The 9,878-nt window shown below is 69.6% G+C and carries 12 protein-coding genes; 1 reads left to right on the top strand and 11 read right to left on the bottom strand.

Annotation, left to right across the window (positions count from 1 at the left end; translation table 11 throughout):
- Positions 1-108: 108 nt before the first annotated feature.
- The 3 genes from AX685_RS16185 to AX685_RS23215 all read right to left on the bottom strand — a co-directional run bounded on the left by AX685_RS16185 (position 109) and on the right by AX685_RS23215 (position 3,339).
- Positions 109-1,236 carry an acyl-CoA dehydrogenase family protein gene (locus AX685_RS16185; protein WP_066490519.1) on the bottom strand — a complete coding sequence of 376 codons (1,128 nt, stop codon included), beginning with the start codon at positions 1,234-1,236 and terminating at the stop codon, positions 109-111.
- Positions 1,237-1,342: 106 nt separating this feature from the next.
- On the bottom strand, positions 1,343-2,530 hold the full coding sequence (locus AX685_RS16180; protein ID WP_066490517.1) for an acyl-CoA dehydrogenase family protein: 1,188 nt from the start codon (positions 2,528-2,530) through the stop codon (positions 1,343-1,345).
- A complete protein-coding gene (locus AX685_RS23215; protein ID WP_066490511.1) occupies positions 2,527-3,339 on the bottom strand; it encodes an amidase family protein in 813 nt (270 codons plus the stop codon). The genes AX685_RS16180 and AX685_RS23215 overlap by 4 nt, the downstream gene beginning before the upstream one ends.
- Positions 3,340-3,587: 248 nt before the next feature.
- Here AX685_RS23215 and AX685_RS23375 point away from each other — a divergent pair, with 248 nt between their 5' ends.
- Complete coding sequence (locus AX685_RS23375) at positions 3,588-3,713, top strand: hypothetical protein (protein ID WP_269450503.1); 126 nt, start codon at positions 3,588-3,590, stop codon at positions 3,711-3,713.
- Positions 3,714-4,155: 442 nt separating this feature from the next.
- Here AX685_RS23375 and AX685_RS16170 read toward each other — a convergent pair whose 3' ends face one another.
- From AX685_RS16170 to AX685_RS16135, 8 genes are all read right to left on the bottom strand, one after another.
- Entirely contained in the window at positions 4,156-4,863 is a 708-nt protein-coding gene (locus AX685_RS16170) for a DUF4230 domain-containing protein (RefSeq protein WP_197418655.1), read from the bottom strand.
- Positions 4,860-5,723, bottom strand: a complete 864-nt coding sequence (locus AX685_RS16165) for an MBL fold metallo-hydrolase (RefSeq protein WP_066490529.1) — start codon at positions 5,721-5,723, stop codon at positions 4,860-4,862. The genes AX685_RS16170 and AX685_RS16165 overlap by 4 nt, the downstream gene beginning before the upstream one ends.
- 99 nt (positions 5,724-5,822) lie before the next feature.
- Positions 5,823-7,490, bottom strand: a complete 1,668-nt coding sequence (locus AX685_RS16160; protein WP_066490507.1) for a M56 family metallopeptidase — start codon at positions 7,488-7,490, stop codon at positions 5,823-5,825.
- Positions 7,487-7,855, bottom strand: coding sequence for a BlaI/MecI/CopY family transcriptional regulator (locus AX685_RS16155; protein ID WP_066490505.1), 369 nt, complete (start codon positions 7,853-7,855; stop codon positions 7,487-7,489). The genes AX685_RS16160 and AX685_RS16155 overlap by 4 nt, the downstream gene beginning before the upstream one ends.
- 344 nt (positions 7,856-8,199) lie before the next feature.
- Positions 8,200-8,529, bottom strand: a complete 330-nt coding sequence (grxD, locus tag AX685_RS16150; protein WP_066490521.1) for a Grx4 family monothiol glutaredoxin — start codon at positions 8,527-8,529, stop codon at positions 8,200-8,202.
- A 32-nt stretch (positions 8,530-8,561) separates the two neighbouring features.
- Positions 8,562-8,795 carry a BolA/IbaG family iron-sulfur metabolism protein gene (locus tag AX685_RS16145; RefSeq protein WP_066490504.1) on the bottom strand — a complete coding sequence of 78 codons (234 nt, stop codon included), beginning with the start codon at positions 8,793-8,795 and terminating at the stop codon, positions 8,562-8,564.
- A gap of 7 nt (positions 8,796-8,802) precedes the next feature.
- On the bottom strand, positions 8,803-9,126 hold the full coding sequence (locus AX685_RS16140) for a DUF1476 domain-containing protein (RefSeq protein ID WP_066490502.1): 324 nt from the start codon (positions 9,124-9,126) through the stop codon (positions 8,803-8,805).
- Positions 9,127-9,210: 84 nt separating this feature from the next.
- Positions 9,211-9,878 (bottom strand): zinc-binding dehydrogenase (locus AX685_RS16135; protein ID WP_066490501.1); only part of this gene is annotated, 668 nt, incomplete at its 5' end.

Below are 9,878 nucleotides of genomic sequence, written 5' to 3'. Positions count from 1 at the left end.
GGGCGTGGGGTCGGTCATCGTGCGTGCTCCCGCGCAGGCGGGAGCCCAGGGCCACACGCGGTGCGCTTGTGATTCCGGGCCCCTGCGTGCGCAGGAGCGCGAGGCGGGTCAATAGCCCGCGGTTCTCGCCAGCAGATCGGCGTGGAAATTGGCGTCGCCGAACATTTCCGCCAGCACGCGCCCGCGCTTCATGTAGAAGCCGATGTCATATTCGTCGGTCATGCCGATGCCGCCATGCATCTGCACGCCTTCCTGCACCGCCAGCGTGGTGGCCAGGCCGGTCATCGCCTTGGCCACCGACACCGCCTGATCCGCCTTGTCGTCGCCGACGTCGAGCAGCTGCTGCGCCTTGAGGACCGCGGCGCGCGCGACTTCCATCTCCGCATAGAGATGCGCGGCGCGGTGCTGGAGCGCCTGGAAGCTGCCGATCGCGACGCCGAACTGCTTGCGATCCTTGAGATAGCCGACGGTCATGTCCATCGCGCCGCCGCCGACGCCGAGCATTTCCGCCGCCGCGCCGGTGCGGCCCGCGCGCAGCAGCCGCGACAGCGGATCGCGGCCGGCATCGACCTCCCCGATCACCGCATCGGCATCCACCTCGACACCGTCGAAGGCGATGCGCGCGGCGAGGCTGGCGTCGGCCAGCCGCTCCGGCGTGGCGGTGAGGCCGGCGGCGTCGCGCGGCACCGCGAACAGCGTCACCCCCGCATCGTCATCCGGCGACCCGGCGGTGCGCGCCGCGACGATCAGCAGATCGGCGACATGACCATGGGTGACGAACTGCTTGGCGCCTGAGAGGCGGAAGCCGTTGCCCGAACGCTCGGCCTTCATCCCGACGCTGTTGCGGTGCTTGGCGCCCTCGTCGATCGCCAGCGCGGCGACCGTCTCGCCCGCCAGGATGCCGGGGAACCAGCGGTCGGCCTGCGCGGTGCCCTTCAGCGCCTCGACCGCGGCGACGGCGGTGGTGAGGAACGGGGAGGGCGACAGGTTGCGGCCGATCTCCTCCAGCACCACGCCCGCCTCGACATGGCCGAGGCCCAGCCCGCCGGCGTCCTCGCCGATCAGGATGCCGGTGAAGCCCATGTCGGCGAACTGTTTCCACAGGTCGCGGGAAAAGCCGGTCGCGTCCTTCGCATCGCGCAGCGCACGCATATGGGCGACGGGGGCATGTTCGCTGACGAAATCCTTCGCGGTGTCGCGCAGCATCGTCTGTTCGTCGTTGAGGAAAAGAGGCATTGTTCGTCTCCGTTCGTCATCCCGGCGCAGGCCGGGATTGCGTGCCGCGAGGGCACGTGTTGGGGCGGGAGACCCCAGCTTTCGCGGGGGTGACGGGTCAGGCGCGTTACGACGGCAATTCGAGGATGCGCTTGGCGATGATGTTGAGCTGCACCTCGCTGGTGCCGCCCTCGATCGAATTCGCCTTGGTGCGCAGCCAGGCGCGCGCCTCGCGCCCGCCGTCCGACGCCGCGCTTTCCCATTCCAGCTCGTCCGAGCCGCCCGCCGACATCAGCAGTTCGTAGCGCGTCTTGTTCAGCTCCGTGCCGTAATATTTCATCATGCTGGGCTGAGCGGGATGCGCGCGGCCGGCCTTCAGCTCGTCGATGAAGCGCTCGCTCTGCGCCGCGAATGCCTTGGCGCGCACGTCGAACAGCGCCAACTGCGCGCGCAGCAGCGGATCGGCCAGCCGGCCGTCGTCGCCGGTGCCGACCGAGCGCGTCGCCACCTCGACCAGCGGGTTCTTCGCGCCGGTGCCGCCCAGGCCCATGCCCGAGATCATCTCGCGCTCATGCCCCAGCAGGTATTTGGCGACGTCCCAGCCCTTGTTGAGCTCGCCGACCAGATTCTCCTTAGGCACCTTCACATTGTCGAAGAAGGTTTCGCAGAAGGGCGAATAGCCGCTGATGAGCAGGATCGGTTTGGTCGACACGCCCTCGCTGGCCATGTCGAACAGCACGAAGCTGATGCCGTTGTGCTTGTTGGTCCTGTCGGTGCGCACCAGGCAGAAGATCCAGTCCGCCTTGTCGGCGTAGCTGGTCCACACCTTCTGCCCGTTGACCAGGAAGTGATCGCCCTTGTCCTCAGCGCTGGTGGCGAGGCTGGCGAGGTCCGACCCGGCGTTCGGCTCCGAATAGCCCTGGCACCAGCGGATCTCGCCGCGCGCGATTTCGGGGAGGAAGCGCTTCTTCTGCTCCTCCGTCCCGTATTTCAGCAGCGCCGGCCCGAGCATCGAGATGCCGAAGGAATTGAGCGGATTGCGCGCGCGGATGCGGGCCATTTCCTCGCGCAGCACCTTGGTTTCCGCCGCCGACAGGCCGCCGCCGCCATATTCCTTCGGCCAGTCCGGCACGGTCCAGCCGCGCTGGCCCATCGCGTCCATCCATTGTTTCTGCGCCGGGGTCAGCGCGCTCTGGTCGCGTCCGCCCCACACGGCATCCTTTTCGCCGCGCACCGGCTCGCGCATTTCGGGCGGGCAATTCGCTTCAAGCCAGGCGCGCGTGTCAGCGCGGAAGGTGTCGAGATCGGTCGTCATCGGTCACTCCATGAAAGCTCGTGCGCCGTGCGGGCGGCGGCGATGGCGGTACGGTCGGCAAACAGATCGGCGATCACCTGCACCCCGATCGGCAGGCCGTCGCGATCGGTGCCGATCCGCACGCTGGTGGCGGGCAGCATCGGGAAGGTCGCGATGCCGGGGAAGGCGAACTGGTGGAAGAATTGCGTATCCTCGCCATCCACGTCGAGCCGGCGGGTGGCGAGCGGCGTGTCGTCGTGCGCGAAGGCGGTCATGCCGACGGTCGGCGCGATCACCACGTCATATTGTTCGAACAGGCGGCGCCACGCGCGCTGGTTGCGCGCCTGTTCGTCGTGGAGGTGGAGCCAGTCCTCCAGCGCGGGCGGGGTGGCGCCATCGGGTAGCGGCATCCGGCGCGACATGGCGATGTTGAGCATCTGCCAGTAACCGGCGTGCTGGTGCGCCAGATCGGGGAGCAGCGGGCTGGTGCGATCGACGAGCGCGCCGGCGGCGGCCATCCGCTCGCCCAGTTCCTCCAGCGCCGTCACGATCGCGCCCTGCACGCGCGCCAGCGGATGGCCGGTCAGCAGCAGCACCCGCCACGTGCCGGACACATGCTGATGCGCGGGGGCGAGCGGGTGATCGGCGACGACGCCCAGCGCGACCTCCAGATCGGCGGGATCGCGCGCCAGCGGCCCGATCACCGACAAAGCGGTGCGCGCGCTGTCGGTGCCGGGGAAATAATGGCCGTCGGCCGGCAGCACGCCCCAGGTCGGCTTGTGCCCCCAGATGCCGTTGAATGCGGCGGGGACGCGGATCGACCGCCGCACCGGGCGTTCCGGCGGCGATGGCGATGGTCGCCGCCACCCCCGGCGCGCCGCGTCCGCACAGCTCGATCAGCAGGTGAGTCAGCGTCAGCGCGCCGATCCCCCACCACCATGCGGGATGCACCGCACCGCGCGTCCGCCGATCGTAGATCGCGCCCGCCACCGGGATCGCCAGCAGCGTCGGGAACACCGCCAGCCCGGCGAAGGGGATCAGCAACGGCAGCGGCAGCAGACGCCCGAACGCCGGCCCCATGATCGCCGACATCGCGCTCGCCATCAGCCGGCGGTGCCATTCGGTGCGCCGCCGCATCCGCACCGCCGTGCCGGCCAGCGCCAGGAAGGTGACCAGCGCCAGCAGGTCCATCGCCACGAAATAGGCCGGGGTGAAGAAGAACGGCACCCGCCCGGCGCGAACCAGCATCGCGACGGTGATCGGCCCGACCACCGCCATTCCCGCCATCCACCCGACCGCGACCCAGCCGAGCGTGCGGTGCCAGCGTAGCGCGCCGGTGGCGACCAGCACGTTCTGGCACAGGTACAACATCACCCAGCCGAAGAAGACGATCGCGTGCAGATGGACATGCCACGGCTGCGCGAAGCTGGACCGCCCCAGCGCCGCCTGCATCGAGAAGGCGGCGACGTTGATCACGGTCACCACGATCGCGATCGTCAGGAAGAAGCGATGGTCCTGCAACGGCCGCCGCCGTGCGGGTGCCGCGACATGCACGTCGGAAACATCGGTCGCCATCGGACAAGCCCCCCAGCCGTCGTCGATGCCCGCCTTCTACACCCTCCGGCCGCGCCGCTCAATCCGCGACATCACCCCGCGTTGCCCAGCACCTCCTCCAGCGACCGGGTCAGGTCCCAGCGCGTCTCGTCGGCCCCGCGCGGTTCGCCGGCGAAGCGCACCGTCACCGCCACCGGCAGCCCCGCGGCGCGCAGCGTGCCGCCGAACAGCTGCGCCAGCCCGGCACGGCCGTTCTCGCGCGCCTTGCGCATGTTCTCGGGCGACCGCGCGGATGCCGTGACGCTGCGCGCGGCGGACACGGAGGCGCGCCGCTGCAACTCGGTCATCGCGGCGCGCGACACGAACAGCCCGCTGGTCTGGTCGATCGTGACGTTCGCCTCGTCCACATTGGGACGGCCGATGGTGACGTCGGGCACCTCGACCAGCAGCGTCCGCGCCTTGGCGTCATAGCGGAAATCGGACGGATCGAGTGCGCGCAGGTCGACGAAGTAATCGACCTCGAACGGCGCCTTCACCACCCGGCTCGACGGCAGCCAGCCCCACAGCCGGCTGGTCGAACCGGTCGCCTGCACCGTGCCCGACAGCCGGCTGACGCGCAATTCGCTGCTGCCGTACAGCCGCCCCGCGACTACCCGCGCCACCGCGACGCCATTGTCGTCGGTCGTGACGGTATAATCGCGGGTGAACCGCCGATAGGCCGCCAGCGATCCCAGCACGATCGCCACCGCCACCGCTGCGCCGATCAGCAGCCGCCCCAGCCCGGTCAGATGCGTGTTCACGCCGCCATGCCCCGCCACGCCTCACCGTCCGCAGCGACCAGTCCGCGGCGTTCCAGGTCGATCAGATGCGCCAGCACCGATCGTTCCGCCGCGCCGAACAGCCGCGGGTCCAGCCCGGCGTACATCCGCTCGACCATCGCCGGGATCGCGCGGGGGCCCTCGCCCAGCAGACGCAGGATCTGCCCCTCGCGCTGCTTGCGATGCCCCAGCATCCCGCGCACCAGCCGTTCCGGCCGATCGATCTCCAGCCCGTGGCCGGGGTAATAGACGCGGTCGTCGCGCCCGATCAGCTTTTCCAGGCTGGCCATGTAATCGGTCATGTCGCCGTCGGGCGGCGACACCACGCTGGTCGACCAACCCATCACATGATCGCCCGAAAACAGCGCGCGCGTCTCGGGCAGCGCAAAGGCGAGGTGGTTCTTCGTATGCCCCGGCGTCGCGATCGCGGTCAGCGTCCATCCGGTGCCCGCCACGCTGTCGCCCTCCGCCATCACCCGGTCGGGCGCGTAATCGGGATCGAAGGCATCGTCCGCGCGCGGGCCGTCGTCGGTGAGCGCGAAGGGCGCCGCCCCGACGATCGGCGCGCCGGTCGCCGCCTTCAGCGCGCGCGCGCCGGGCGAATGGTCACGGTGATGATGGGTGATGACGATCGCCACCACCGGCCGCCCCGCGATCGCCGCCATCAACGCATCGTGATGCGCCGGATCGGCAGGGCCGGGATCGATGATCGCCACGTCGTCGGTCCCGACGATATGCGCCTGCGTGCCGGTATAGGTATAGGGCGACGCATTGGGCGCCAGCACCCGCGTCACCAGCGGCTCCAGCGTCATCGGCACGCCGGCGGGGGGATCCTTTGCCATCGCGTCCGACATGGCGAACCCGCCCCCCGCGCGCAAGGGCGTGGGGGGCGGGCGGCTATCGCCGGCCGTACGAGGGTCAGGCACGGCCGGCGGAAGACCTCAGTCGCGCGCGGCGACCTCGGCCCTCAACTCTGTGATCGCTTCGTCGATGCCCGACACCGCCAGCCGGCGCTGCTCGGCGCTCAGCGCGCGATTGGCGAACAACCCGCCACGGGCCTGGTACAGGCTGGCGATCGCGGTGCGCTTCGCGTCGCGCTCGATATGCTTGGTATCGCCCGCGATCCGTTCGGCGTCGGCGGTCGCCCGCTCGGCGACGCGGCGCGCCATCTCGTCGACACGGTTGGTGCAGACGGTCATCACGCGCTTGTCGCCATCGCGCGGCATCATCAGGATCATCCGCGAGTCCGTTCCGCCCTCCCCCGGCGCGCAGCTACGCTCGACGACCTGCGGCACGTCGCCGGTACGGATGACCATCACCGGTTTCGTCGCAGGAGACGGGGGAACGGGCGGCATCGGCGGCGCGGGCAGCGGGTGGGCGGCACGCCAAGCGTCGGCCTCCACACCGTCATAGACGGTCCGCTTGCCGTTCTCGACCACGACGACGTGATTGCTGTCGTGCTGCCCAGTCTCCGGCGGCGTCGGCGCGGCCGGGACGGGCGGCACGGCGGGCACGTCCGGTACCACCGGCGCCGCCTCGCCCGAGGGCAGATCCGGCGCCACCGGGGCGATCGGCGCCACCGCCGCGTGGAACGCGGCGACCGGCGCCAACCGGGCGATCTCGACGCCGGTGGCGGTTTCCACCTTGATGCGCATCCGCTCGGCCGCCTGCGTTCCCGATGCGGTCATCGCCAGCGTGCCCAGCGCCAGCGCGCCGGCTGCCCCCGCCCCCATTGCCACGCGACCGCGCGACACGTTCTTCCGCCCCAGCATACGCAATCTCCCCTTCAGATCCTTGACGGTGTTGAGGTGGCAGGCCGGCGATACGGCGCGTCCGTGCGCCGCCTTGACGATCGCGCAGCCATAGGCGTGGCGCGCCGCCGCGCCGCATTTGGAAAGGACATAGGCGTCGTTGGCCATTTCCTGATCGGCGCGGAATGCGCGAAAGGCGATCCAGGCGAGTGGGTTGAACCAGTGGACCGCCAGCACCGCCAGCGCGACCCAATTGGCGATCAGGTCGCCGCGCGCGTGATGGCCAAGCTCATGCTCCAGCGCGAGCGCCTGCTCCTCGACGTCGAAGCGCGCCGCGAAATCGCGCGGAAAGGCGACCACGCGGTCGAACACCCCGAACGCCAGCGGCCCCGTCGCCGCCGCGCTGCGCACCACCGTCACCGACCGCACGCGGTCGACCGCGATGCCGTGATGCAGCACCCGGTGACGGAAGCGCGCATAATGCAGCACCTGCCACACCAGCAGCGCCGCCGCACCCACACCCCACAGCAGGAGCGCCGCTTCTGCCCAGCCGATCCCGCCCGGCACCGGCGTCGCCGCCGGCAACGCCGCGGCCGGCGCGCCGATGATGACCGTCAGCGGATCGCCTGCCGGCAGGTCCGGCATCGCCCCGCCCCGCCACGGCGCAGGCAGGTGCGGCAACATGCCCGCACGCCATCCGGCCGGCAACGGCGGCAGCAGCAGTCGAAGCACCGGGATCGCCCACAGCGCATAGGCGACATGCGGGCCGAACGCCGCGCGCACCGGCCCGCGCGCCGCCAGCACCACCACCATCAGCAATGCCGATGCCAGCAGCGCCTCGATCGCCCAGCCGATCATTGTTTCAACGCCTTCAGCAGCGCCTCGATCTCGGCGATATCCTGATCGGAAATCGCGTCGCGCTCCGCCAGATGCGCGACCAGCGGGGTCAGCTTGCCGCCGAACAGCCGGTCGATCAGCCGACGCGATTCGCCTGCGACATAATCCTCCCGCGCCACCGCCGGGCGGTACAGATACCGCCGCCCGTCGACATCATGCGCCACCGCTTCCTTGGCCAGCAGCCGACCGAGCAACGTCTTGACCGTCGCCGCGCTCCACCCGCGCGTCGGATCGACCCGTTCGGCCACATCCTGCGCGGTCAGCGGGCTGTCATCCCACAGGACCTCCATCACCGCATGTTCGGCTTCGCTGATACGTTCGGCCACGACTCGCCTCCTATCGACTACGCATGTAATCTTATTGATTACGCCTGTAGTCAATAGTGGCTGCGGAGCCCCTGTCGGTTCTTTTTACAATTTCAACAGGCCGTTGACGCGCGTTAACCAACGCAACCGCGCAAAACCGTCGATCCGATGAACTGGCACGCGCGGTGCTAGGTATGACCCGCACCGAGCGTGGATACGCTTCAGCCGGGCGGGGCGTCGCTACTTCGATCTCGCGACCCCCGCCCGTACCCGGTGCCTTCCCGATACACGTCAGACGGCACCAAGAAAAAGGCCCACACCCGACCGGCGGGCATGGGCCTTCCTACACCGTCAACGGCGCGCGCTTACTTGGCGGCGGCGCCCGCATTCTGGAACAGCTCGGCCAGCTCGCCCGCCTCGTACATCTCCATCATGATGTCCGATCCGCCGACGAATTCGCCGCCCACGTACAGCTGCGGAATGGTCGGCCAGTCCGAATAGGCCTTGATCCCCTGCCGCACCGCCTGATCCTGCAATACGTCGACGCTTTCGAAATCGACGCCCAGCCGCTCCAGGATCGCGACCGCGCGGCTGGAAAACCCGCATTGCGGGAACAGCGGCGTCCCCTTCATGAACAGCACCACCGCGTTGTTCTTCACCACCGCGTCGATGCGGGCCTGGGCGTCATCGGTCATCGTCATCGTCACTTTCTGTCGGAACCTGTCGCCTACTTCGGGACGGCGGTGGTCAACTGCAAGGCATGGAGCACGCCGCCCATCCGCCCGCCCAGCGCGGCGTAGACCGCCTGATGCTGTTTCACGCGCGGCATTCCGGCAAAGGACGCGGCGGTCACCCGGGCGGCCCAATGATCGTTGTCGCCGGCCAGATCGGTCATCTCGACCTCGGCATCCGGAATGCCCGCCTTGATGAGCGCCGCGATCTCCTCGCCTGCCATCGGCATCGCGTGCTTACTCCGGCTGCATCAGCTGGCGGCGCGCCTCGACCAGCTTCTCGTCCAGCATGCGGCGGACGGTCCCCTCCTCGACGTCGAGGCCGGCTGCGGTCAGGTCGCCGAACAGCTTGCGCACGACGTCCTCGTCGCCCGCTTCCTCGAAATCGGCCTGCACCACCGCCTTGGCATAGGCATCCGCCTCCGCCGGGGTCAGCTTCAGCAGGTCGGCGGCCCATTGCGCAGCCAGCCGGTTGCGGCGTGCCGTGATGCGGAACGCGTTTTCCTCGTCGCGCGCGAACTTCGCTTCGAAGGCCCGCTCGCGATCGTCGAAGGTGGTCATGTCGGCTCCCGTCGTGCTGTTCGCCGCGACTTAGGGCGGCACGGCGCAACACGCAACGCTTCACGCCGCCCACCGCGCCGCCCATCAGTCGGCGACGCGCACCACCAGCTTTCCGATCGCGCCGCGCGCGGCCATCTTGGCGATTGCGTCGCCGCCCCGCTCGAACGGGAACACCTCCGTCACGCGCGGCGCGATCTTCCCCTGCTGCCACAGGTCGAACAGCTGGCGGATGTTGCCACGGTTGCGCTCTGGCTCGCGCGCCGCGAACGCGCCCCAGAACACGCCGCAAACGTCGCAGCTCTTCAACAGCGTCAGGTTCAGCGGCAGCTTCGGGATGCCGGCGGGGAAGCCGATCACCAGATAGCGCCCCTCCCACCCGATCGAGCGCAGCGCCGGTTCGGCATAGTCGCCGCCGACCGCGTCATAGACCAGCTGGAAGCCCTCGCGCCCGCCCTTCTCCTTGAACTGTTCCGCCAGCGCCTTCGATTCGTCCTTCGAAAAGGGCGCGCGGCCATAGATGATGACGTCGTCGGCGCCCGCATCGCGCACCGCCTGCGCCTTCTCCTCGCTCGACACCGCGCCGACCACGCGCGCGCCGAACGCCTTGCCCAGCTCCACCGCGGCCAGCCCGACGCCGCCCGCCGCGCCCAGCACCAGCAGGTTGTCGCCGGCCTTGATATGGCCGCGATCGACCAGTGCGTGGATCGTCGTGCCATAGGTCAGCAGCATCGACGCGCCTTCCTCGAACGATC

Source organism: Sphingomonas sp. CCH9-F2 (genome assembly GCF_001556735.1).
GTDB classification, from domain to species: domain Bacteria; phylum Pseudomonadota; class Alphaproteobacteria; order Sphingomonadales; family Sphingomonadaceae; genus Sphingomonas; species Sphingomonas ginsenosidimutans.
This window is presented reverse-complemented; position numbering and strand designations above follow the sequence as displayed.

Bases quoted from the DNA above. Each gene is read 5' to 3' on its own strand.
- grxD (WP_066490521.1), bottom strand. From the start codon at position 8,529: ATGACCGATGACGCCCAGGCCCGCATCGACGCGGTGGTGAAGAACAAC.
- AX685_RS16160 (WP_066490507.1), bottom strand. From the start codon at position 7,490: ATGATCGGCTGGGCGATCGAGGCGCTGCTGGCATCGGCATTGCTGATG.
- AX685_RS23375 (WP_269450503.1), top strand. From the start codon at position 3,588: ATGATCGCCGACATCGCGCTCGCCATCAGCCGGCGGTGCCATTCGGTG.
- AX685_RS16140 (WP_066490502.1), bottom strand. From the start codon at position 9,126: ATGACCACCTTCGACGATCGCGAGCGGGCCTTCGAAGCGAAGTTCGCG.
- AX685_RS16185 (WP_066490519.1), bottom strand. From the start codon at position 1,236: ATGCCTCTTTTCCTCAACGACGAACAGACGATGCTGCGCGACACCGCG.
- AX685_RS16145 (WP_066490504.1), bottom strand. From the start codon at position 8,795: ATGCCGATGGCAGGCGAGGAGATCGCGGCGCTCATCAAGGCGGGCATT.
- AX685_RS16165 (WP_066490529.1), bottom strand. From the start codon at position 5,723: ATGGCAAAGGATCCCCCCGCCGGCGTGCCGATGACGCTGGAGCCGCTG.
- AX685_RS16180 (WP_066490517.1), bottom strand. From the start codon at position 2,530: ATGACGACCGATCTCGACACCTTCCGCGCTGACACGCGCGCCTGGCTT.